This window comes from Ursidibacter arcticus, from assembly GCF_009761375.1.
Classification (GTDB): domain Bacteria; phylum Pseudomonadota; class Gammaproteobacteria; order Enterobacterales; family Pasteurellaceae; genus Ursidibacter; species Ursidibacter arcticus.
Genome location: NZ_LEKM01000107.1, coordinates 1 through 21,827, shown reverse-complemented (window position 1 = coordinate 21,827; position 21,827 = coordinate 1). Strand labels below are relative to the sequence as shown.

22 protein-coding genes and 5 tRNA genes are annotated in these 21,827 nt (G+C 38.4%); 5 read left to right on the top strand and 22 right to left on the bottom strand.

Features of this window, described 5'->3' with window-relative positions; all coding sequences use genetic code 11:
• Window positions 1-135 precede the first annotated feature (135 nt).
• The 5 genes from purD to artP form a co-directional block, all read right to left on the bottom strand.
• Complete coding sequence (purD, locus tag A1D25_RS02685) at window positions 136-1,422, bottom strand: phosphoribosylamine--glycine ligase (RefSeq protein ID WP_157394160.1); 1,287 nt, start codon at window positions 1,420-1,422, stop codon at window positions 136-138.
• A 232-nt stretch (window positions 1,423-1,654) separates the two neighbouring features.
• Window positions 1,655-2,329 (bottom strand): arginine ABC transporter permease ArtM, encoded by a 675-nt coding sequence (gene artM / locus A1D25_RS02680; RefSeq protein WP_157394159.1) that lies wholly within the window; start codon window positions 2,327-2,329, stop codon window positions 1,655-1,657.
• A complete protein-coding gene (artQ, locus tag A1D25_RS02675) occupies window positions 2,329-3,000 on the bottom strand; it encodes an arginine ABC transporter permease ArtQ (protein ID WP_157394158.1) in 672 nt (223 codons plus the stop codon). The genes artM and artQ overlap by 1 nt, the downstream gene beginning before the upstream one ends.
• Window positions 3,001-3,004: 4 nt before the next feature.
• The gene (locus A1D25_RS02670; protein WP_157394157.1) at window positions 3,005-3,730 is read right to left on the bottom strand and encodes a lysine/arginine/ornithine ABC transporter substrate-binding protein; all 726 of its coding nucleotides are present in this window, start codon (window positions 3,728-3,730) and stop codon (window positions 3,005-3,007) included.
• A 19-nt stretch (window positions 3,731-3,749) separates the two neighbouring features.
• Complete coding sequence (gene artP, locus A1D25_RS02665; protein ID WP_157394156.1) at window positions 3,750-4,484, bottom strand: arginine ABC transporter ATP-binding protein ArtP; 735 nt, start codon at window positions 4,482-4,484, stop codon at window positions 3,750-3,752.
• Window positions 4,485-4,667: 183 nt separating this feature from the next.
• Between artP and A1D25_RS02660 the strand changes: the two genes are divergently transcribed.
• On the top strand, window positions 4,668-6,410 hold the full coding sequence (locus tag A1D25_RS02660; RefSeq protein ID WP_157394155.1) for a protein-disulfide reductase DsbD: 1,743 nt from the start codon (window positions 4,668-4,670) through the stop codon (window positions 6,408-6,410).
• Window positions 6,411-6,432: 22 nt separating this feature from the next.
• A complete protein-coding gene (locus tag A1D25_RS02655) occupies window positions 6,433-7,254 on the top strand; it encodes an SDR family NAD(P)-dependent oxidoreductase (RefSeq protein WP_157394154.1) in 822 nt (273 codons plus the stop codon).
• Window positions 7,255-7,293: 39 nt separating this feature from the next.
• Here A1D25_RS02655 and A1D25_RS02650 read toward each other — a convergent pair whose 3' ends face one another.
• From A1D25_RS02650 to serB, 8 genes are all read right to left on the bottom strand, one after another.
• Entirely contained in the window at window positions 7,294-7,608 is a 315-nt protein-coding gene (locus tag A1D25_RS02650) for a helix-turn-helix domain-containing protein (RefSeq protein ID WP_157394153.1), read from the bottom strand.
• A gap of 89 nt (window positions 7,609-7,697) precedes the next feature.
• Complete coding sequence (gene priA, locus A1D25_RS02645) at window positions 7,698-9,908, bottom strand: primosomal protein N' (RefSeq protein WP_157394152.1); 2,211 nt, start codon at window positions 9,906-9,908, stop codon at window positions 7,698-7,700.
• A gap of 169 nt (window positions 9,909-10,077) precedes the next feature.
• On the bottom strand, window positions 10,078-11,376 hold the full coding sequence (locus A1D25_RS02635) for an NAD(P)/FAD-dependent oxidoreductase (protein WP_157394151.1): 1,299 nt from the start codon (window positions 11,374-11,376) through the stop codon (window positions 10,078-10,080).
• Window positions 11,377-11,419: 43 nt separating this feature from the next.
• Window positions 11,420-11,496 (bottom strand) — tRNA-Arg (locus A1D25_RS02630).
• Between the two features lie 88 nt (window positions 11,497-11,584).
• Window positions 11,585-11,661, bottom strand: a tRNA-Arg gene (locus tag A1D25_RS02625).
• 13 nt (window positions 11,662-11,674) lie between these two features.
• Window positions 11,675-11,768: transfer RNA gene (locus A1D25_RS02620), tRNA-Ser, on the bottom strand.
• A 150-nt stretch (window positions 11,769-11,918) separates the two neighbouring features.
• A complete protein-coding gene (locus tag A1D25_RS02615; protein WP_157394150.1) occupies window positions 11,919-12,410 on the bottom strand; it encodes a YajQ family cyclic di-GMP-binding protein in 492 nt (163 codons plus the stop codon).
• A gap of 1 nt (window position 12,411) precedes the next feature.
• On the bottom strand, window positions 12,412-13,284 hold the full coding sequence (serB, locus tag A1D25_RS02610) for a phosphoserine phosphatase SerB (protein ID WP_157394149.1): 873 nt from the start codon (window positions 13,282-13,284) through the stop codon (window positions 12,412-12,414).
• Window positions 13,285-13,419: 135 nt separating this feature from the next.
• On the opposite strand from serB, the gene A1D25_RS02605 reads away from it, so the two are divergent.
• Both A1D25_RS02605 and infA read left to right on the top strand, forming a co-directional pair.
• Window positions 13,420-14,085 (top strand): YtjB family periplasmic protein, encoded by a 666-nt coding sequence (locus A1D25_RS02605; RefSeq protein ID WP_157394148.1) that lies wholly within the window; start codon window positions 13,420-13,422, stop codon window positions 14,083-14,085.
• Window positions 14,086-14,174: 89 nt separating this feature from the next.
• Window positions 14,175-14,393 carry a translation initiation factor IF-1 gene (infA, locus tag A1D25_RS02600; protein ID WP_005598198.1) on the top strand — a complete coding sequence of 73 codons (219 nt, stop codon included), beginning with the start codon at window positions 14,175-14,177 and terminating at the stop codon, window positions 14,391-14,393.
• Window positions 14,394-14,444: 51 nt separating this feature from the next.
• Here the strand turns inward: infA and A1D25_RS02595 are convergent, their stop codons facing one another.
• The 4 genes from A1D25_RS02595 to clpP all read right to left on the bottom strand — a co-directional run bounded on the left by A1D25_RS02595 (window position 14,445) and on the right by clpP (window position 17,679).
• Complete coding sequence (locus A1D25_RS02595) at window positions 14,445-14,612, bottom strand: Trm112 family protein (protein ID WP_157394147.1); 168 nt, start codon at window positions 14,610-14,612, stop codon at window positions 14,445-14,447.
• Window positions 14,605-15,603: a tetraacyldisaccharide 4'-kinase gene (gene lpxK, locus A1D25_RS02590; RefSeq protein ID WP_157394146.1), complete on the bottom strand. Its 999-nt coding sequence runs from the start codon at window positions 15,601-15,603 to the stop codon at window positions 14,605-14,607. Before lpxK ends, A1D25_RS02595 begins: the two co-directional genes overlap by 8 nt.
• A 233-nt stretch (window positions 15,604-15,836) precedes the next feature.
• Entirely contained in the window at window positions 15,837-17,090 is a 1,254-nt protein-coding gene (clpX, locus tag A1D25_RS02585; RefSeq protein ID WP_157394145.1) for an ATP-dependent protease ATP-binding subunit ClpX, read from the bottom strand.
• Between the two features lie 4 nt (window positions 17,091-17,094).
• Window positions 17,095-17,679, bottom strand: a complete 585-nt coding sequence (gene clpP / locus A1D25_RS02580; RefSeq protein ID WP_157394144.1) for an ATP-dependent Clp endopeptidase proteolytic subunit ClpP — start codon at window positions 17,677-17,679, stop codon at window positions 17,095-17,097.
• 134 nt (window positions 17,680-17,813) lie between these two features.
• On the opposite strand from clpP, the gene A1D25_RS02575 reads away from it, so the two are divergent.
• A complete protein-coding gene (locus tag A1D25_RS02575; RefSeq protein WP_157394143.1) occupies window positions 17,814-18,197 on the top strand; it encodes a SufE family protein in 384 nt (127 codons plus the stop codon).
• Here A1D25_RS02575 and pilW read toward each other — a convergent pair.
• The 5 genes from pilW to trmA all read right to left on the bottom strand — a co-directional run bounded on the left by pilW (window position 18,190) and on the right by trmA (window position 21,722).
• Window positions 18,190-18,768: a type IV pilus biogenesis/stability protein PilW gene (gene pilW, locus A1D25_RS02570; protein ID WP_157394142.1), complete on the bottom strand. Its 579-nt coding sequence runs from the start codon at window positions 18,766-18,768 to the stop codon at window positions 18,190-18,192. The genes A1D25_RS02575 and pilW overlap by 8 nt on opposite strands.
• Before the next feature lie 75 nt (window positions 18,769-18,843).
• Window positions 18,844-20,016 carry a dual-specificity RNA methyltransferase RlmN gene (rlmN, locus tag A1D25_RS02565; protein ID WP_157394141.1) on the bottom strand — a complete coding sequence of 391 codons (1,173 nt, stop codon included), beginning with the start codon at window positions 20,014-20,016 and terminating at the stop codon, window positions 18,844-18,846.
• 259 nt (window positions 20,017-20,275) lie between these two features.
• A tRNA-Ser gene (locus A1D25_RS02560) sits at window positions 20,276-20,365 on the bottom strand.
• Between the two features lie 82 nt (window positions 20,366-20,447).
• Window positions 20,448-20,537, bottom strand: a tRNA-Ser gene (locus tag A1D25_RS02555).
• 90 nt (window positions 20,538-20,627) lie between these two features.
• Entirely contained in the window at window positions 20,628-21,722 is a 1,095-nt protein-coding gene (gene trmA / locus A1D25_RS02550) for a tRNA (uridine(54)-C5)-methyltransferase TrmA (RefSeq protein ID WP_157394140.1), read from the bottom strand.
• Window positions 21,723-21,827: the final 105 nt, after the last annotated feature.

Sequence of the window (21,827 nt, the reverse complement as noted above, 5' to 3'; positions counted from 1 at the left end):
GGTTTGTCATCAGTCTGTGGTGGGCTAAAGCCCACCCTACGTCAAATACCTTTATCTAGAGCTAATTATATTAGCCTAAAATCCCCCTCTTTAGTAAAGAGGGGCTAGGGGAGATTTAAAAACAATGAATCAAACTTACTGTTTCTCTCTTGCCACTGCTCGATAACCAATATCTCTACGGTAGAAACGACCTTGCCATTGGATCTGTTCCGCTAATTTTAACGCCTGTTGTTGAGCATCAAAGACAGAATTACCCAATGCTGTTACACAAAGTACACGTCCGCCATTAGTTAATAATTTACCCTCTTTTTGTTCAACACCTGCTAAAAAGACTTTCTGTCCTGTAATGGCTTCAGTCAGAATACCTGTAATTTCATCACCTTTACGATAATCTGCAGGGTAGCCTTCAGCTGCTAACACAATCCCTAAAGCAGCTTGCTCACACCATTTAGACTGCACTTCATCTAATTTACCATCACACGCTTTTAAGCAGAGCTCTACTAAATCTGACTCTAAACGCATCATAATTGGTTGTGTTTCAGGATCACCAAAACGGCAGTTAAATTCGATTACTTTTGGCTGACCATTTGGCATAATCATTAAGCCTGCATATAAAAAGCCAGTATAAGGATTATTTTCAGCCGCCATTCCACGCACAGTCGGGTAAATGACTTCGTCCATTACACGCTGATGAATTTCGGCAGTTACCACAGGAGCAGGGGAATAAGCCCCCATTCCACCTGTATTTAAGCCTTTATCCCCTTCACCAACACGTTTATGGTCTTGGCTAGTTGCCATTGGTTCAACATTTTTACCATCAACCATTACGATAAAGCTAGCCTCTTCACCATCTAAAAATTCTTCGATCACAACTCGGCTGCCTGCATCACCAAAAGCATTGCCTGAAAGCATATCTTTCACTGCCTCTTCTGCTTCTGCAAGAGTCATCGCTACAATTACCCCTTTACCCGCAGCCAAACCATCAGCTTTAATAACAATAGGTGCACCTTTTTCACGCAAATATGCTAAAGCTGGCTCAACTTCCGTAAAGTTTTTATATTCTGCTGTTGGAATTTGATGACGTGCTAAGAAATCTTTAGTGAATGCTTTTGAGCCTTCAAGTTGTGCCGCTGCTTGGGTTGGTCCAAATATTTTTAAGCCAGCTTGACGGAAAGCATCAACCACACCGATAACCAATGGTGCTTCAGGACCAACAATCGTTAATCCCACCTCATTTTGTTTAGCAAATTCAACTAAAGCGGTAACATCAGTCGCTGAAATTGCAACATTTTCAATACCTTGCTCTAATGCCGTACCTGCGTTACCTGGAGCAACAAACACTTTAGTCGCTAAAGGAGATTGACGAACTTTCCAAGCTAATGCGTGTTCACGCCCACCATTACCGATAATTAAAATATTCATAGTTATCCTTAAATTTGTAAAAAAGATAGAAAATCTGACCGCTTTTATAGGTTAATACCACAAGCAAACGATTGCGTAGTTTACCGAATTTTAGTTCATTCTAAAAGGGAATAATCAGAAACAAGCGGTGAGATTGGAGGGATTTTTTGCAAAAATTAACATTATGCAGAAATAGTAAAAACGGTTCACTTCTCTGTTCCACTATTTCTGCATAAAATGTTCAATTAACAGACTAGCTTTCTAAACGCTCGAAACGTAATACTTTACGTTCTACTTGGCGTAGAATAAGGGTCATTATGCCTGTAATCATTAAGTAAATTACGCCAGCCATTCCATAAATTGAAAGTGCATCATATTCTGTACCATATAGTTGGCGAGCATAGCCCATAATATCCATAATGGTGATGGTCGATGCTAACGATGTGCCTTTAAATACCAAAATAATTTCATTACTGTACGAAGGCAATGCTCGTTTTAATGCATAAGGGACTAAAATCTTTAGCGTTTGTAAGCGGTTTAACCCTAAGGCAGCACAGGTTTCCCATTGTCCTTTTGGAATGGCTTTCACTGCACCGTGAAAAAGTAACGTTGTGTAAGCAGTACTATTTAACGCTAAAGCCAACATTGCACAAAACCACGCATTTGATAGCAATGCCCACAATGGACTATCTACAATCCATTGGAATTGTCCTGGTCCTGCATAAATTAAGAAGAACTGAACTAACAATGGCGTACCAGTAAAGAGCGTTAAAAAGAGATTGATCGCTCCTTTAATAAAAGCATTTTCCATTGAAAGTAGGAATGTCAGCAATAACGCTAAGAAGAATGCAACGGTTAATGCCACAAAAGTGAGCAATAAACTAGTTGGAATACCTTGAGCAATTACATTGAAATAATCCTGTAACATTATGCAATTCCTCTTTCAAAGCGGGTAAAACGAAGCTCTAATTTGCGAATGATAACTTGGCTTAATAGCGTAATTGCTAAATAAATCAATGCGGCGAAACCATACCAAGTAAAAGGTTGATGCGTTGTTGTATTGATTAACTCGGTTTGACGCATTAAATCGTGAACGCCAATTAAAGAAACCAATGCAGTATCCTTTAATAAAACAAGCCATTGGTTACTTAACCCAGGCAATGCGTGTCGCCATACCTGTGGCATCACAATATGGATAAAAGTGTAGATTCTACTAAGCCCTAATGCTGCCCCTGATTCCCATTGCCCAGCGGGTACAGCTTGAATTGCACCACGCAAAGTTTGTGAAGCATATGAAGCGAAGATCAAGGCTAATGCAACCACACCACAACCAAAAGGCCCGAGTTCGACATAATCCCCTGTGAGTAATTCCAAAATTTCTGGCGTACCAAAGTAAATTAAAAATACCACCAAAATTTCAGGCAAACCACGCAATAAAGCAACAAAAACAGCGGTAGGTTTGTTAATCAACACCCATCTATGTGTTTCAAGAGAAACAAATACAACGGCTAGTAACATTCCTACTACGAGCGAACAAAGAGCAAGCCCTAAGGTCATTAGGGCTGCTTGAGAAACTAAAGGAATATAATCCACAAACATATGATTATTTTGTCATCCATTTATCATAAATTTTTTGATATTCGCCATTTGCTTTAATCGCTGCGATCCCTTTATTTAAGTCTTCCACTAACGCAGTATTTGATTTTTTCACCGCAATACCTAAGCCGTTATTGAAGTAACGTTTGTCTGTTACACGCTCACCGACAAAGCTAAGCTCAGGATTTTTATCAAACATCTCCCTTAATACATCTGTATCGCCAAAAATAATATCAATACGTCCATTTTTTAAATCTAAAACTGCATCTTGTAAACTTGCATAAGAGCTTGCTGTGTACTGTTTTGCTTCTGCATTGATATATTGTTGATAGGTTGTACCATTTTGCACACCAACTTTTTTCGCTTGAGCAAGATCGCTAACTTTATCTTTTACGCTAATAAAACTTGCCGAACTTTCATAGTAAGGGGCAGAAAACGCAACTTGTTTTGCACGAGCTTCCGTAATGTCGATAGCTGAAATTGCCGCATCAAAACCACCACGACCTTTAATTAAGCTAGGAATTAACGCATCAAAGGCTTGAGCTTTGAAATGACAGGTAGCATTTAACTCTTTACAAATTGCATTTGCAATATCCACATCAAACCCGACAATTTCCCCTTTTTCATTCGTTAATTCAAACGGTGGATAGCTTGGTTCCATCGCAAAAGTAATATCTTGTGCATTAGCGAATGTAGAACCTGCTAATAGTGTTGCTAAAAGTAATTTTTTCATTGTGTTTACCCCATAATTATTAGTGTGAATGTGAAAGATAGTGTGCGAATTGTTCTGTTTTTGGTGTTTCAAAACAGCTTACATCGCCTTGCTCAATAATGTTGCCTTTTTCCATATAAACGACTTTAGTTGCAACCTTACGGGCCACAGAAACTTCGTGCGTAACAATCACTTGCGTGATCCCCGTACTCTGTAATTCCTGAATAATATCAACAACTTGTGCTGTAATCTCTGGATCTAACGCTGCTGTTGGTTCATCAAATAATAGTACCTGCGGTTGCATCATTAACGCTCTTGCAATCGCCACACGTTGTTGCTGACCGCCCGATAAGTGCAAAGGAAAACGCTCAGAAAATTCGGCTAGCTGTAAACGAGCCAGTAAGCCTTTTGCACGTTCAATAGCTTGTCCTTTGTCTAACCCGAGTACTTTCATTGGTGCTTCAATCAAGTTTTGCATTACCGTTAAATGTGGCCATAAGTGATATTGTTGAAATACCATTCCCACTTCTTTACGCAAGAGTGAAACCTGTTTAGCATCAGCTTTAGCGGTGAGATCAAACTTATGATTTGCAATTTCTAAAATACCCGATTGTGGTACTTCCATCAGATTTAAAGTACGAATTAACGTACTTTTACCCGCTCCACTTGGACCAAGTAACACCACCGTATCGCCTTTTTCGATATTCAAATTGATATCAAACAAAGCTTGATTAGAGCCATAATAAAAATTGACATTACTAATACGAATTGCCATTTAAGGAAGATCCTATTCAAAATTCAAAAACTGAATAGATATTATTTATTTTTGAATAACTATGCAAGATATTTTTGTTAAAAAATGAAAATAATTTACTTGGCCTTTCGTGTAACAAATACTTTGTCAAACGGTCTATTCATTATTAGAATGTTATTCGTTTGCTAATTAACTAATTTATCTATGCTACTTCGATTATTTTTACTTGTAATGACGCTCGTAATGAGCTTCTCTACCCACGCAAATTTGTTTAACTCAAAGCCAAAATTCTTAGCTGGATCAGATGCTTTCCGTTTTTCTCACCAGCTTTCCGATCATTCTGTACAATTAGAATGGCAAATTGCTGAGGAATATTATTTATATAAAAAACAACTTATCATAAATGGTGAAAAGGTGGCATTAGGGGAAATAAACTACCCAGCGAGTGAACAATATAATGATGAATTTTTTGGGCTTGTGGATATTTTTCGCAACCAGCTAACAGTTAATGTGCCGATTTCACAGCGAGAGCAGGGGGCAAAACTTAGCGTTGAATATCAAGGTTGCACCAAAGGTTTTTGCTACCCACCTGAAACCGTTCTCTTAGCGTTAAATGAACAAGCGGTGAGTTCAACACAATCTTTTGCAAAAAACGCAACTATTGCAAAAAATAGCGATAATCCAACCGCTTATGCTGAACAGAACCCCAAAGCAGAACAAACTATATTGGCTGATAATTTAGCCCAAAATCGCTTTTCCATTTTTTGGTTCTTCGTTTTAGGCTTAGGGCTAGCCTTCACCCCCTGCGTGTTACCAATGTTGCCACTATTGTCAGCGATTGTAATTGGACGCCAACAACGGCCAAATAGCCTGATCGCTTTTGGTTTGAGCTTAACCTATGTACAAGGAATGGCACTCACTTACACCTTACTCGGTTTAGCCGTTGCCGCCATTGGTTTACCGTTTCAAGTTGCATTACAAAGCCCACCAGTGCTAATTACGCTCTCCATATTGTTTGTGATATTAGCTTGCTCAATGTTCGGCTTATTTAGCTTAGAACTACCGCATAGCTGGCAACAAAAACTCAATCAATTAAGCCAACAGCAACAAGGTGGCTCTTACTCTAGCGTGTTTGTAATGGGAATGATCGCAGGATTAGTCGCCTCACCTTGTACATCAGCTCCTCTTTCTGGTGCATTACTCTATGTGGCTCAAAGCGGTGATCTTCTCACTGGTGGACTAGCCCTCTATTTACTTGCTTTAGGAATGGGTATTCCACTGGTACTTATCACATTATTTGGTAATAAAATTCTACCGAAATCGGGCGATTGGCTATTAAAAGTCAAAACTATTTTTGGTTTTGTGATGTTAGCCCTACCCGTCTTTTTACTCTCACGAGTATTCCCTACGAAATTTGAACCGTTGATGTGGTCTGCATTAGCCATTGCGTTTTGTGTTTGGCTGAATGAGCAATTTAACGTACAGAAATGGTGGAAGAAAGCACTTCGCCTAGTCGTACTCGCCACATTGGTTATCAGTGCAAAACCTTGGGTGGATTTTCTTTGGCAACAACCTACACACGCACAAACAACACAAGCCCACTTTACCCGAATTAGCTCGTTGAGTGAGTTACAGCAACAAATTAACGCTCATCAAGGTAAAAAAGTGATGTTAGATCTCTATGCTGATTGGTGCGTAGCTTGCAAAGAATTTGAAAAATACACATTTACTGATGCCGATGTTCAGCAGAAATTAAATCAAATGTTAGTGCTACAAATTGATATGACAAAAAATTCACCTGCTAATGATGAATTGATGAAACATTTCAATATATTAGGACTACCAACTATTCTCTTTTTTGATGAACAAGGCAATGAGCTGACACAATCAAGGGTAACAGGATTTATGTCTGCCACAGACTTTTTACACTGGTTAAATCAGCTATAATCATTTTTGATTAGGACACACTATGCAAACTATTCTTATCACAGGCTGTTCATCTGGAATTGGCTATGCCACCGCCCATTATTTAAAAGAAAAAGGCTGGCGAGTGATTGCAAGCTGCCGACAAGCCGAAGATGTGCAACGTTTACAATTTGAAGGCTTTGAATGCTTACAGCTTGATGTAACAAACTCTCAACAGATCCAACACGCTTTTGAATATATTCAAACAAGCGGTGGGTTAGATGCCGTTTTTTGCAATGCTGGATATGGACAACCTGGTACAGTAGAAGATGTTCCTCGTGATGCCTTGCGTGAAATTTTTGAAACCAACGTATTTGGTTGTTGGGAAGTGACCAACTATGCAATGAAAATTTTCCGTAAACAAAATTACGGACGGATTTTAATCAACAGTAGTATTTTAGGTTTTGCAGGAATGCACTTTCGTGGTGCTTATAACAGCACAAAGTTTGCTTTAGAAGGAATGGCAGATACGCTCCGCCACGAGCTATACGGGTCCAACATTTATGTTAGCCTTATTGAACCAGGCCCGATCCAAAGTAAATTTAGACCCAATTCGGTGATTAAATTACATCAATATATTGATATAGAAAACTCTTTCCACCGCCAAGCCTATCAGCAACAATTAGCTAGGCTGAACACCAAAGGCAACGCCAACCCATTTACCTTGCCTGCAACTGCCTGTGCTATCGCTTGTTATCAAGCACTTTCAGCCAAAAAACCGAAAGCTCGCTATCAAGTAACCTTTCCCACAAAACTATTTTGGTGGCTTAGACGCATTTTACCTACACCACTTTATGATTTTTGTTGTAGAAAAGGTGGGGGATAAGAGATCTATCAGTATTTAATCATTCCCCCATAAAAATAACTAGATGCTGGCTAAGTGTTCAAAAACTTGTGGTGATTGCTCTACCATTTTTAATAATAGTGTAGCTTGTGGGTTGGGTTTAGTTTTTCCTTGTTCCCAACCTTGATAAGTTCTGACTGAAGTTCTGAGTTTTCTCGCAAATACTGCCTGAGATAAATTTAATCTTTCTCTAATTGCTTTTACTTCTTCTGCTGTAATTGATACAGGCTCAGGCTTACTGATTGTTTCAGTTTTCAGCGTTATCTTACCCTGTTTGTACATTTGAATTTCTTCAAAACCTTGTGTTAATTCTTCAAATAAATTTCGATTGCTCATTTTTCCCTCTTTGCAGATAGCTCTAGAAATTATACGCTATTAACGTATAAATAATCAAACAAAGGGTATTACATTGTTCTAAAAACTCACTACCCCAAATCCTGCGGATCAATATCTACGCTTAAGCGAATATCATTGCGTAAAAATTGCTCTCGAACTAGATCAAACTGGTTTAATAACTGTTGGATCAATCCCCTTTCTGCGTGCTGAATAATCAGTTGCCAACGAAAATGCCCTGCTTTTTTTGCCATTGGCGCATTTATTGGGCCTAATAGCTGAAAGCCTTGCCATTGGTTTGTGGTGATAATTTGCTGTAAACAAGCGGTCAGTTCTTGCAAAAAATTAACCACTTTCTCATTATCTCGCCCTGTGGCTCGGAAAAGTACCTGTGCCGAAAATGGTGGTAATCCCATTAGTTTTCGCATTGATAGTGCTTGTTCTGCAAAACTTAAATAGCCTTCCGTTAATAAACTTTTGAGTAATGGGTGATCAGGGTAATGTGTTTGTAGCACAACTTCGCCCTGTTTTTCTGCTCTTCCTGCTCGCCCTGCGACTTGAATATAAAGCTGTGCTAAACGTTCTTCCGCACGAAAATCAGTTGAAAATAGGCTACTGTCCACATTCACAATCGCCACAAGGGTAACGTTTGGGAAATGATGCCCTTTGGCTAACATTTGTGTGCCGATTAAAATTTGGCTTTTACCTGATTGAATTTCAGCAAGATGTTGCTCCAACGAACCTTTACGAGCAGTGCTGTCGCCATCAATTCGAGTGATATTAAATTGTGGAAAATGTTGGCTTAAAGTCTGCTCTAGCTGTTCTGTCCCAATACCCGTAGTAATTAAATGCGTTGAACCACAATGGCCACATTGACGGGGAATAATGTGCTGAGAGGCACAATGATGACAACGCAATACTCGGCTTTTTTGATGATAAGTATAGGGTTTCTCGCACGCTTCGCATTGGCAGATCCAGCCACACTCGTGGCATAACAATACAGGAGCAAAACCACGCCGATTGAGAAAAAGCATTACTTGGTTGCCTTTCTCAAGATGGCTTTTCATCATTGCAAGTAAACGCTCTGATAGTCCAGCATAAATCCGTTGTGTTTTTAGATCGATAACCTGTTGGCGAGAAAATTGTGCATTACCTGCTCGAGCATTAAGTTGTAATTCGATAAATTTGCTGTTTTTAACATTTTGCAAACTTTCTAAACTTGGCGTTGCCGTTCCTAAAATAATTGGAATTCCTTTATGCTTTGCTCGCCATATTGCAAGATCTCGAGCGTGATAACGCCAGCCATCTTGCTGTTTAAAAGAACTATCGTGTTCTTCATCAATAATAATTAAACCAAGCCGATCAAACTGAGTAAATAAAGCGGAACGAGTGCCGATCACAATCGCACTTTCACCATTTTTTGCTCGTAACCAAGCATTTAAACGTTGGCTATCGTTCAAATTAGAATGTAGCACATCAATTTCAACATTAAATCTCGCCTGAAAACGTTGTATCGTCTGCGGAGTTAAACCGATTTCTGGTACTAACACCAGCACCTGCTCGCCCCGTTTTAATACTTCATCGATCACTTGCAGATAGACTTCTGTTTTGCCCGAACCTGTTACACCATTGAGCAAAAATGCACTATATCCTTGATGAAAATGCAAACGGCTTACGATCAATGACTGCTGTTTATTGAGTACCAAACGATTTTGTTGATTACAAATAGGTTTATCCGCTAATCGTTGTTGCCACGATTGAGCGATAAATGGTACATCTACTTTCTCAAGTAATTCTTTTTCTATTAACGCTTTCCAAGCTGTTGGGTTACAAGCGCTCGGTTTCTCAAAAACTTTTGCAAGCTGTACCAACTCCGCTAATAAGGCTTGCTGTTTCTTTGCACGAATTAGCTCCCCATTGGCTAAAGCATTATGTCCTTTTTCTGTGACTAAAAAATAATCGCAAGTAACACGCTCAGTGCTATCCCCTTGACGTAATTTAATCGGCAATGCACTTTGTAGAACCTCACCCAATGGAGCGTGATAGTAATTCGCCGCCCAAGTTAATAACGACCAGATTTCATTATCAAACAGTGATTGAGTATCTAATACTTTAATAATCGGCTTGAGTTTGTGAGCGGGAACATCACTTTCTGTTGGTAAATCAACCACAATGCCAACTTTACGTTGATTACCAAATGGCACAATAACTCTCGCCCCTTTAACCGCCAAACAGTCTTCAGGCAAAAGATAATCAAAATAACGAGCCAACGGCACAGGCAAAGCAACACGAATTAATTTCATAATAGTCTCTTTTTAGTGACATTATCATTTAAAAAAGTGTTTAAACACTCTTTCTAAGTCTTTTAAAGACTGTTGAAGCACTTGGGAATGTGCATTCTTTAAGCTAAACAAGTTCTCTTTTCCATTGTGGGAGCAAGTTAGTAATTTTAGTGTTGAATTTAAATGAATATTATCGGTATTTATCTAAGAAACGGTAATATGGTATGCCAATTTTAAGAGCTATTTGTTTTACCCATTTTCCACCAAAAATTGTCGGGACTTTTAGTTGCTCAAATACGCATAAACGTTGATCGTTACCCTCTATCGCTTCTGCAATAATGCGTCCTGCTAATCCAGTCAGTGCAACACCATGTCCTGAAAACCCTTGAGCAAAATAGATATTAGGTTGAATTCGCCCAAAATGCGGTGAGGCATTTAATGTCATATCAATAGGGCCTCCCCAACCATAGTCAATTTTCACATTTTCTAATTGCGGGAAAACAGCTAACATATTTTTCCGCATTTTTTGAACCATATCGACATTATTACTAGAGTCACTACCAAATAATAAACGATTATCTGAGGTTAAGCGGTAATAATCTAAGAGAATATTGTTATCACAAACAGACATTCCATTATTGATTAAACTATCTGCGACCGATTGTTCAAGAGGCTCTGTGGCAATAATAAAACTCTCTACGGGTAAAATTTTACGAGCAAGTTTACGCCCAAACTTCTTATTACTCTTTTCATCAATATAAGCATTCGTTGCTAAAACAACATTGTTAGCAGTAACAACACCTTGCGGGGTTTCAATTTTTACTATTGAGTTGGTTGAATGAATATCTAATGCAGGCGAGTGTTCATAAATTTCTACACCTAAATTTAATGCAGCTTGGGCTAAGCCTAAACAATAATTAAGCGGATGTAAATGCCCTGACTGTGCATCATACAAAGCACCACAATAAATATCACTCCCCAAATGTTGTTTTAGTTTAGCCTTATCCCATAATTCCATTTGGCTATAACCAAAATGTTGGCGACTTGCATTTTCAATAGCGATAAGATCGGCTAAGCGACGTTGGTTCAAGGCTAATGTTGCATACCCTTTACGCCAATCACACTGAATATGATATTTTTTTACACGCTCATCAATAATGTTGATCGCTTCTACGGACATATCCCAAAGTTGTTTTGCTTGCTCAAAACCAACTTGCTCAATATATTCATCAATACCTTCTTCAAATCCGTTGATCGCTTGCCCACCATTACGCCCTGATGCTCCAAAACCAACTCTTGCACCTTCAAGAACAATAACTTTTTTACCTTTTTCCGCTAACTCAATCGCAGTGGAAAGTCCTAAAAAGCCAGCACCGATAATACAAACATCTGCAGAAATTTGTTGAGCTAATTTAGGTTGTTGTAAGTGAATATTACGGGTGTCGGAATAATAAGTTCGGATATGTTCTTGATGAGCAAAAGTCAGCATAAATGGGGAATTATCTAATTCGAGTTATTTGATTTTATTGAAATGGCGCACCCGAGAGGATTCGAACCTCTGACCGCTCGGTTCGTAGCCGAGTACTCTATCCAGCTGAGCTACGGGTGCGTATTTGAATTATAACGATGATCTACTTTATTTATAACCTTACTTAGTAAAGTTAATAACCATTTTAATATGATAGGAAATACTAAAATGGCGCACCCGAGAGGATTCGAACCTCTGACCGCTCGGTTCGTAGCCGAGTACTCTATCCAGCTGAGCTACGGGTGCCCGATAAAGTAAATGGCGGTGAGAGAGGGATTCGAACCCTCGATGGAGTTTTTGACCCCATACTCCCTTAGCAGGGGAGCGCCTTCAGCCTGCTCGGCCATCTCACCACTCACTGTGTCTGTGGGCGTGCATATTACTAGTTTATAAAAATATGTCAAACGCTTTTTTGAAAAAATCAAACACTTGGCGACTAACTAGTCAATATGGCGATTTTTAATGCTTTATGAACAAAATCGCCACAAATTCATTAAGTTAGGTTAATCACGGAAATTGTTAAATTGGAAAGGCTGTCCTAATTCAGCACCTTTTACAAGTTGAATTGTTGCCTGTAAATCATCTCGAGATTTCCCTGTTACTCGCACCTGCTCGCCTTGGATTTGGGTTTGAACCTTAATTTTAGAATCTTTGATCAATTTAGTGATCTTCTTCGCCATCTCTGTTTCAATACCTTGTTTTAGCTTAATCTCTTTACTATATAACTTACCGTGATGCTCACTTTCACTTGGGATATCTAATGAGTTATGTTCAATCCCACGTTTAATACAAGCACCAATTAAAATTTCAATGAGCTGTTCTAGCTGGAAATCGGACTCCGTAGTTAATTTAATGGTTTCATTTTTCTCATTTAACTCAATCACCGCTTCCACACCACGAAAGTCATAACGAGTGCTTAATACGCGATTAGCATTTTCTACCGCATTACGCACTTCGTGTAAGGTAATTTCAGATACAATATCGAAAGAGGGCATTTTATTCTCCTTTTAATTCTTTAAATAAATGTTTTGCATTAAGTAATAAGACTAATGCACTCAGATCGCCAAAGTTTACCACAGTTTTCGCTTGCTCTTGCACTTTAGGTTTAGCGTGAAGTGCAACACCTAAACTTGCTGTCTTTAACATCGGTAGATCATTAGCGCCATCGCCAACAGCAACCCATTGTGGTTGCGGAATATTAAAACGCTCTGCCAATGTTTGTAAGATTTCCGCTTTATACTGTGCATCAACGACTTTTCCGAGTGCATTCCCTGTTAGTTTACCGTCAATAATTTCAAGTTGATTTGAGAACGCATCATCTAATTGATACTTGTTTTTCAAATAATCAGCAAAATAATCAAATCCGCCTGAAGCAATCGCTATATGCCAACCGTACTGCTGTAAAATTGACACCATTTGCTCAAAGCCATCCATAAGCGGTAGGTTTTCACGCACATTTTGCAAAATCGTTTCGGGTGCATTCGCTAATGTCGCAACACGTTTACGCAAACTCTGTTCAAAATCTAATTCTCCACGCATAGCGCTTGCCGTAATCGCAGAGACAATTTCACCCGTTCCCGCTAATTTAGCAATTTCATCAATACATTCGATTTTAATTGCTGTTGAGTCCATATCCATAACCAATAAACCTTTTTGAGATAAATCAGCCTGAATATCAAGCGAGCTAATATCCGCATTGATTTGCTGTGCTTTTTCACATAAACAAGCGGTAAGATCACCTTCAAAAAATGCAATTTGATAGCCAAGATAACGAGTTGAACCTAAAAAAGTCAGTTGATTTTCAAGGTGAAACCGCTCCATTTGTTGATTTGAAAGTGTTTGCGAATAAATAAAAAATGTTTGTGTCATTTGCTTTAATAATCATTGTGAGAAATCATCTACACGAATAATAAGAAAATAATCGCAAGCTGTCTATTTCTAGTTTAGATTGTTCATTATCAATTTACAGGCTAAAATCATTGCATTAGTCATTGAGGAAAGAAGATGCGAATTTCAAGCGGAAAAATCGTTAAAACAAGTGCCATTTTATTTGTAATGGTGCTTTGCCTTGCAATCGTTGCCGTTATCTTAACGGGAATAAACCACTTTAAAGTCGGCTCACAATTAGCCAGTATCAACCAAGTTTCTAATTTATCGCATTTACTGGTTCGCCAACAAGCAAAGCTTTTTTCATTGATGTTAGTGAAAAATGTTAAAAATGATGAACTTGTTGAGGCATTAGATACCTTTGCCAAAGAAGAATTTGTTATTGATGCAAATCTATACTCTACAACAGGTACGCTTATTGCTCAAAGCCATAACGCACTCAAATTTGAGCCTGAACTTCACAATAAAAGCCAAGAAAAGCAAACTACGCAGCAAATTGTAGAACCTATTTTTTCTCAACAAGATTTAGTTGGTTTTTTACGCGTAACCTTTGATTCTCAATATGGACAAACTACGCAAAGCAAGGTAAATGAGCTTTTCCACTTATTGTATGGAGAGTTAGTGATCTTATTTCTTGCGGGAGGTTTATTTATTAGTTGCTTTTTCTACTTCATTCGGAAAAAAGTACAAATTATCAGCGTCCCTAACCGCCTAAATAAAATAGAAACGACCAAACAGAGCCAACGATTTCACTCTCGACGTCGTGCTTTTAAGCGTAAGTGATTGTAATTCGGGCAAGTGAGAGTATAATAGACACGTTTTGCCACTGGCACAGAGTAATTTTTAAAAGTAATCAATTCAAAGAGGAATAAATGGCTAAAGAAGATTGCATTGAAATGCAAGGTACAATTTTAGAAACCTTACCAAATACAATGTTCCGAGTAGAACTCGAAAATGGACACGTTGTTACCGCTCATATTTCAGGAAAAATGCGTAAAAACTATATTCGTATTTTAACAGGTGATAAAGTAACTGTTGAAATGACTCCTTACGATCTAAGTAAAGCACGCATTATCTTCCGTGCAAGATAATCTGACTGATGTCAAAAAAGGAAGCTAAAGGCTTCCTTTTTGCATTTCTATTTATAGCGATACTTGCTCGGCTTTTTCTGGTAATAATACTGGAATACCATTCTCTATGGGATAAGCTAATTTAGCGTCTCGATTGATTAAGTGATTATTTTCTTTATCCCACTCTAATTTCTGATGAGTTAATGGGCAAGCAATGGTATTAAGTAATTTTTCATTCATTTTCTTTTCTCTCCAGACCTAACAAGGTCAATATAGGATTTAACAAATAAGCGGTATCTTTTTCAGAAAATTTTGCAGAAACGGGAATATACCACCAATTTTCTTGAGCAAACGCATAGCACTTTACCGCATCTTTTTCAGTAATCAATAAGGGAAGATTATCTTTGGCTAATGGTTCGATTATCGCTAATGAATAGGATTGATGATCGGCAAAACTATGGCTCGCCACAAGTTGAATATTGTAGCCTTGTAGCATTTTGAAAAAACGTGGTGGATAGCCAATACCTGCTAAAGCAATTGCATCTTTTTGAGAAAAATCGCTTAATGGTTTACGTTCATTCGTTTTAAGATTAACGGCAAATTCTGGTTCAAGCCTCATTAAACATTCCCCTTGATTTGCAATTCCGCCATTACAAATGACCGCTTGTACCTTTTCTAGGCGACTTGGTAACTCACGCAACCCTCCAGCTGGTAGTACAAATCCATTACCAAAACGGCGTTCACCATCAATTACAACCCACTCAATATCACGAGCTAAGGCATAATGTTGCAAACCATCGTCGGTGATTATCAAGTCTAATTCAAACTGTTGTAGCAAACATTCAATACTCTGCTGACGATTAGGGGAAATCGCAACTGGTACTTGAGTTCGTTGAGCAATCAATACGGGTTCATCGCCCATTTGTTCAGGATCGCTTTGGGCAGTGACTAGCTGTGGAAATTGTTTATTTTTTCCGCCATAGCCACGAGAAATAACACCAACTTTAATGCCTTGTTGCTGTAATTGTTCTACTAGCCAAATAACCACTGGTGTTTTTCCATTACCACCAACGGAAATATTACCAACAACTAATACAGGGATAGGAGAGCGGTAAGATTTCAGGATTTTTTTGTTAAAAAGCCATTTCCGCCCTTGGCTAATTAACCAAAAGAGTAAGGAGAGAGGCGATAGTAGCCAAGTAAGAATAGATTTTTTTTGCCAAAAATTCATTGTTATTCAACCGCTTTAAAAGAGAGCGTATAAGAGATTTCTACGCTTAAATTCTGCCCCCACTTGTGGGGGAAGTACCCGAACAGAAAGTTCGGGGGTAGGGGGCAACATTTCTGTATTTTATTAGTCCTTAACTGAATAAATAAAAGAAGCAAGCCCCCTTCGGCTCGTTTTACTCGCCACTTCCCCCGCAAGCGGGGGCAGAACTTAACTCTACAAAAATAGGTTCGAGGTTACTCCACCTTCGGTTTTTCGCCTTTTTCAATACAGCCTTTGCCGATAGTGACTTTTTTCGCATTAAGAGAAGGTAAATCGTACATCGTATCTAATAATAAATTTTCAACGATAGAGCGTAAACCACGAGCACCAGTCTTGCGTGAAATCGCTTTTTGAGCAATCGCAACCAAGGCATCTTTAGTAAATTTCAACTCAACACCTTCCATTTTAAATAATGCTTGGTATTGTTTGATAATGGCATTTTTCGGCTCTGTTAGAATTTGAATAAGTGCTTCTTCATCTAACTCTGAAAGTGGCGTAATCACAGGCAAACGTCCAATTAGTTCGGGAATAATCCCGAATTTAACCAAATCTTCAGGCTCAACTTGCTTGAAAAGCTCCGTTAAAGCCTCACGATCTTTGTCTTTCTTCAGCTCTGCACCAAAGCCTATTCCGCCTTGTTTATTTGTTCTTGCTTCTACAATTTTATCTAAACCAGCAAATGCACCACCACAGATAAAGAGAATTTTAGACGTATCCACAGGGATTGTTTCTTGTTTTGGATGTTTACGTCCACCTTGCGGATTGATATTTGCGACTGTACCTTCAATAAGTTTTAATAAGGCTTGCTGAACACCTTCGCCAGAAACATCTCGTGTCAAAGATGGGTTTTCAGATTTACGCGTAATCTTATCAATTTCATCAATGAAAATAATGCCACGTTCTGCTTGTTCCGCATCATAATCGCATTTCATCAGAAGTTTTTGGATCACATTTTCAACATCTTCACCCACATAGCCAGCTTGGGTTAATGTTGTTGCATCAGCCACAGCAAAAGGCACATTTAAACGGCGAGCTAGACTTTCCGCTAATAAAGTTTTACCGCTTCCTGTCGGGCCAATAAGCAAAATGTTACTTTTACCCAACTCTACCCCGTCAGTTTCTTTATTACCTGATAAGGCATTACGCAAGCGTTTGTAGTGATTATATACCGCCACAGACAATACTTTTTTAGCGTGATCTTGCCCTATTACATAATCGTCTAAATGAGCGTGAATTTCGTGTGGGGTAGGTACTTTCTCAAAAAATTGTTGCTCATTTGCATTGTTTTCTTCATCAATTAGGGCTTCATCATCGCCTGTTAATAAAGCATAAGATTCTTCAATACATTGATTACAAATATGCCCTTCTGTTCCTTCAATTAACGCATCAACTTCATTGCGACGTTTACCACAAAAACTACAATGTGGTTCTTTATCAAATTTACTCATTCTTTTATTCTCTATGGCTAACAACCGCATCAATTAAGCCATAGGCTTTTGCTTCTTCGGCTGACATAAAATTATCACGATCGGTATCTTTTTCAACTTTCTCTAATGGCTGACCAGAGTGTTCTGCCATACGCTGATTTAGCGTTTGTTTAATTTTCAAGATTTCTTGAGCGTGGATTTGAATATCCGATGCTTGCCCACGAAATCCGCCTAACGGTTGGTGAATCATTACACGTGCGTGTGGCAATGCAAAGCGTTTACCTTTTGCTCCAGCAGAAAGCAAAAATGCTCCCATAGAACACGCTTGACCGATACATACGGTACTTACATCAGGTTTAATAAAATTCATCGTATCGAAAATTGCCATTCCTGCAGTCACAGAGCCACCTGGTGAGTTAATATAGATATGAATATCTTTTTCTGGATCTTCTGATTCGAGGAAAAGTAATTGAGCAACAATTAAATTTGCCATATTATCTTCCACTTCACCACTCAAGAAAATAATACGCTCTTTTAATAAGCGTGAATAAATATCGTACGCTCGTTCACCTTTTGAGCTTTGCTCAACAACCATAGGGATAACTGCCATTTTTTGTTCCTTCTATCAATCAGTTTGAATAGGCAAATTCTAACAAAATTTACCCAAAGCATAAATAAAGAGATTAACAAATAGCGGTCAGATCGTTACAATCTTTTGCTATTTATTCTTGATCAACCGCTTTTATGTTATTAGATGAAATTTATACGCAATTTGAACATTGCAAATCTTGGGAAGAAAGATACCGCTTGTTAATTCAACTCAGTCGCCAACTTCCTAAACCAACCGAAACAGAGCTAACATCAATGCCCGAAATACACGGCTGTGAGAGCCGTTTGTGGTTTGAATTTCAAGCAGAACCTCGTATTATTAAGGCTTATAGCGATGCCCGCTTAATGCAAGGTTTACTCTTTATTGTGGTTACTGCGTTACAAAATACAACAACCACTGAACTAATCCAGCTCAATCTTCAACAAATTTTTGATCGGTTACAAATTACGCGTAACCTAACTCAGACTCGTTTAAATGGACTACAACACATTCAAACAATTATTCAGCAATCTATTTAAGTAACAATTTTAAGTTATTTGCTCGCTTAGGCTCTAACTTTTCTAACTGTGCCACTGCATCATTCTGCTTAGTCTGATTCTGTTGTTGATGAGCACATAATGCAATATTTTCTAAAGTATCAGCCTGATTATAATAGAGCTCTTGACTTTGCAGAGCCTGCTCAAATTGCTGGTAGGCATTGTTAAATTCGCTCTGTTTACATAAAAATGCACCATAATTGTTCAATACATCTGGGCGTGGTTGTTTTGTTTCACTGAGTTTTTCACTTAATGAAATAGCGGTTTTAAATGTTTCTTGAGCCTTAGTATTCTCACCAATTTGTTGGTAATAATAGGCTAACACTGAATAGGGTAGATAATCCTGATTGTCGTGTTCAAGGGCTTTATCAATATTCTGCTTCGCTTTGGGGAAATCATTCTGTTCTAAATAAGCAAGAGCAAGTTTAATTCTAGCGGTAACTGCTTCGGAGCGATTAAACTCAACTTGTTCCAAAGGCTTTGATGTACAACCGACTAGCCATAATACCGCCATACAAGCGGTTAGATTTTTGAAAAATTTTGCAAATGCCATTTAGTTTCTCCATTGATTTCCCCTTATATAAAGGGGCGTAACAATCTCTCTTAAATTAAGAGAGATTGAATAAATTTACTGATTTTGCAATGCAATGCCTTCCCCAAATTTACGTTTTTCAAGGGTTCTTTTCGTTCTGTCAATAACATCACCAGCCAACTGCCCACAAGCTGCATCAATATCATCACCACGAGTTTTACGCACTGTAACCGTAAAGCCATATTCCATTAACGTTTTCTGAAAACGATCAATGCGTGTATTTGAGCTTTTTGCATACGGTGCTTCAGGGAATGGATTCCAAGGGATCAAGTTGATCTTACTCGGTGTATTTTTTAACACGTCGGCAAGTTGATGAGCGTGTTCAACACTATCATTTACCTGATTTAGCATTACATATTCGATCGTTACTTTACCGTGATTCGCATTCGATACTTCAAGGTATTTATTCACTGAATCAATTAACATTTTGATGTTATATTTTTTGTTAATCGGCACAATTTCATCACGCAATTCATCATTTGGTGCGTGAAGTGAAATAGCGAGTGCAACATCAATCTGTTCACGCATTTTATCCAATGCAGGTACAACACCTGATGTCGATAATGTTACTCTGCGTTTGGATAAACCGTAAGCAAAATCATCTAACATAATTTCCATTGACGGAATAACATTATTCATATTGAGTAATGGCTCTCCCATTCCCATCATTACCACATTCGTAATCGGACGTACGCCTGTTACCCCAAAATTACCGATAATTTTTGACGCTCGCCAAACTTGTCCAATAATTTCAGATACACTTAAATTGCGGTTAAAACCTTGCTGTGCTGTTGAGCAGAATGTACAAGCTAATGCACAACCTACTTGTGATGAGACACAAAGTGTTGCTCGATCATCTTCGGGAATATATACCGTTTCAATTTGTTGATCACCAACCCACATTGCCCATTTAATCGTACCATCTGCAGAGCGTTGCTCAACGGCAACTTCTGGAGCTTTAATTTCAGCAACACGTTTTAGTTTTTCTCGTAACACCTTATTGATGTTAGTCATATTATCGAAATTATCTTCACCAAAATGGTAAATCCATTTCATTAGCTGATCAGCACGAAATGGTTTCTCGCCCATATCTGCAAATAACTCACGCATTTGCTGGCGATTTAAGTTTAATAAATTAATTTTTTCTTTTTGTGGTTGTTCAATAGGTGTTTGGCAACCAACATCGGTTGCTTGAATTGCTTGTGACATTAAAAATAGCCTCGTTATTACACGGTTTACGGCAAAGATTAGGACAGTGCCTAGTTTTGCTTGAATAAAAGAGTGCGAATTCTACTGATGTCTTGGCATTTAGGCTAGTGATTTTTTTACTCTTTGCAAAGTTAAAAAAACAAATTTTTCGATCGTGGTCGCAAAATTACCAATAAAAAACAAATTTGGCATTAAAATGCTGAAGATAATAAAAACAAAAAAGCCGTAAGTTATTAACTAACTTACGGCATTAAATAAGTGGCGGAGGAAGTGAGATTCGAACTCACGGAGGGCGTTAACCCTCGCCGGTTTTCAAGACCGGTGCATTCAACCGCTCTGCCATTCCTCCGAGTTGAAAGCTATTTAAATTTTAATTACTCTTTAGAGCGAAAACCTGCTGATAAAGGCTTATCAACAGGCTGTATATTCAGTGGCGGAGGAAGTGAGATTCGAACTCACGGAGGGCGTTAACCCTCGCCGGTTTTCAAGACCGGTGCATTCAACCGCTCTGCCATTCCTCCGCTGAAAACAGGCGGAATAATATAGATAACCGAGAAGTCGGTCAAGCATAAAATGTATGAAACGCTTTAAATGCTTTATTTTTCGTCAGCTTAGGCTTTACGAATCAGCCATACACCACTTTCAATATGATCGGTATAAGGAAATTGATCGAACAATGCACAGCGTTCAATCTGATGTGTTTGTGTTAGCTGTTTTAAATTTTCTACCAGCGTATGCGGATTACAAGAAATATATAAAATACGCTCATAGCCTTGTACCATATTTAGCGTATCTTGATCTAACCCAGCTCTTGGTGGATCAACAAAAATGGTATTGCAATCATAAGATTTAAGATCCACGCCACGCAAGCGATAAAATTCTCGAACACCATTAAGTGCTTGAGTAAATTCTTCCGCAGACATTCGGATAATTTGTAGATTAGTAATACCATTTTTTTCAATATTATATTGAGCCGATTCTACCGATGATTTTGCAATTTCAGTGGCTAAGACCTTACGGAAATTACTGGCTAACGCAATTGAGAAGTTGCCATTACCGCAATATAACTCAAGTAAATCACCTTGGCTCTCTTTCGTACAGCTTCTCGCCCATTCCAACATTTTCTCGTTCATCTTGCCATTTGGTTGAGTAAAGCTATTTTCCACTTGGCGATAAACATATTCTTTGCCATCAACAGAAAGTTGTTCTTCTACATAATCACACTCTAATGCAATTTTCTGTTTAGTCGCTCGCCCGATAACTTGTACATCAAAACCTGAGCCAATCAATCGCTGTTTAAGCAACTTTGCCTGCTCAATCCATTCATCTGTTAGAGCTTTGTGATAAAGCATTGATACTGCAATCTGCCCGCTTAACGTGCTTAAATAATCTATTTGAAAGAGCTTTTTGGTTAAGAGTTCATTACCTTTAATTTCCGCCAATAACACTGTCATCATTCGATTAATAAGTTGGCTGGCAATGGGAAATTGATCAACTCGATAACGAGCTTTTGTTACAGGATCAAACATTATATGGAAAAGATCACCCTCTTCGTGCCACACTCTAAATTCCGCACGCAAGCGAAAATGGCTAGTTTCTGAAGCAAATACTTCAAGTTCAGGGGCTGAATATGGTGCAAGTAAAGCGGTTAGATCTGCTGTTTTTTTTGCAAGTAAATCAGGATATTGCGAAATGGGTAAAGTCATTGTCTATATTGAGTTGTATTGAGAATAGCTAATTTAGAAAATATTAAAAGAGAAGATAAAATAAGCGGTGGGCTATGCCCACCTCAGACTGATGACAAGCCCCAA

Excerpts from the sequence above, each read along its gene's own strand:
- A1D25_RS02615 (WP_157394150.1), bottom strand. The coding sequence starts at position 12,410 with ATGCCCTCTTTCGATATTGTATCTGAAATTACCTTACACGAAGTGCGT.
- artQ (WP_157394158.1), bottom strand. The coding sequence starts at position 3,000 with ATGTTTGTGGATTATATTCCTTTAGTTTCTCAAGCAGCCCTAATGACC.
- priA (WP_157394152.1), bottom strand. The coding sequence starts at position 9,908 with ATGAAATTAATTCGTGTTGCTTTGCCTGTGCCGTTGGCTCGTTATTTT.
- A1D25_RS02575 (WP_157394143.1), top strand. The coding sequence starts at position 17,814 with ATGTTATTAGATGAAATTTATACGCAATTTGAACATTGCAAATCTTGG.
- A1D25_RS02655 (WP_157394154.1), top strand. The coding sequence starts at position 6,433 with ATGCAAACTATTCTTATCACAGGCTGTTCATCTGGAATTGGCTATGCC.
- clpX (WP_157394145.1), bottom strand. The coding sequence starts at position 17,090 with ATGAGTAAATTTGATAAAGAACCACATTGTAGTTTTTGTGGTAAACGT.
- lpxK (WP_157394146.1), bottom strand. The coding sequence starts at position 15,603 with ATGAATTTTTGGCAAAAAAAATCTATTCTTACTTGGCTACTATCGCCT.
- trmA (WP_157394140.1), bottom strand. The coding sequence starts at position 21,722 with ATGACTTTACCCATTTCGCAATATCCTGATTTACTTGCAAAAAAAACA.
- infA (WP_005598198.1), top strand. The coding sequence starts at position 14,175 with ATGGCTAAAGAAGATTGCATTGAAATGCAAGGTACAATTTTAGAAACC.
- artM (WP_157394159.1), bottom strand. The coding sequence starts at position 2,329 with ATGTTACAGGATTATTTCAATGTAATTGCTCAAGGTATTCCAACTAGT.
- pilW (WP_157394142.1), bottom strand. The coding sequence starts at position 18,768 with ATGGCATTTGCAAAATTTTTCAAAAATCTAACCGCTTGTATGGCGGTA.
- serB (WP_157394149.1), bottom strand. The coding sequence starts at position 13,284 with ATGACACAAACATTTTTTATTTATTCGCAAACACTTTCAAATCAACAA.
- A1D25_RS02660 (WP_157394155.1), top strand. The coding sequence starts at position 4,668 with ATGCTACTTCGATTATTTTTACTTGTAATGACGCTCGTAATGAGCTTC.
- A1D25_RS02635 (WP_157394151.1), bottom strand. The coding sequence starts at position 11,376 with ATGCTGACTTTTGCTCATCAAGAACATATCCGAACTTATTATTCCGAC.
- A1D25_RS02605 (WP_157394148.1), top strand. The coding sequence starts at position 13,420 with ATGCGAATTTCAAGCGGAAAAATCGTTAAAACAAGTGCCATTTTATTT.
- purD (WP_157394160.1), bottom strand. The coding sequence starts at position 1,422 with ATGAATATTTTAATTATCGGTAATGGTGGGCGTGAACACGCATTAGCT.
- artP (WP_157394156.1), bottom strand. The coding sequence starts at position 4,484 with ATGGCAATTCGTATTAGTAATGTCAATTTTTATTATGGCTCTAATCAA.
- clpP (WP_157394144.1), bottom strand. The coding sequence starts at position 17,679 with ATGGCAGTTATCCCTATGGTTGTTGAGCAAAGCTCAAAAGGTGAACGA.
- A1D25_RS02650 (WP_157394153.1), bottom strand. The coding sequence starts at position 7,608 with ATGAGCAATCGAAATTTATTTGAAGAATTAACACAAGGTTTTGAAGAA.
- rlmN (WP_157394141.1), bottom strand. The coding sequence starts at position 20,016 with ATGTCACAAGCAATTCAAGCAACCGATGTTGGTTGCCAAACACCTATT.
- A1D25_RS02670 (WP_157394157.1), bottom strand. The coding sequence starts at position 3,730 with ATGAAAAAATTACTTTTAGCAACACTATTAGCAGGTTCTACATTCGCT.
- A1D25_RS02595 (WP_157394147.1), bottom strand. The coding sequence starts at position 14,612 with ATGAATGAAAAATTACTTAATACCATTGCTTGCCCATTAACTCATCAG.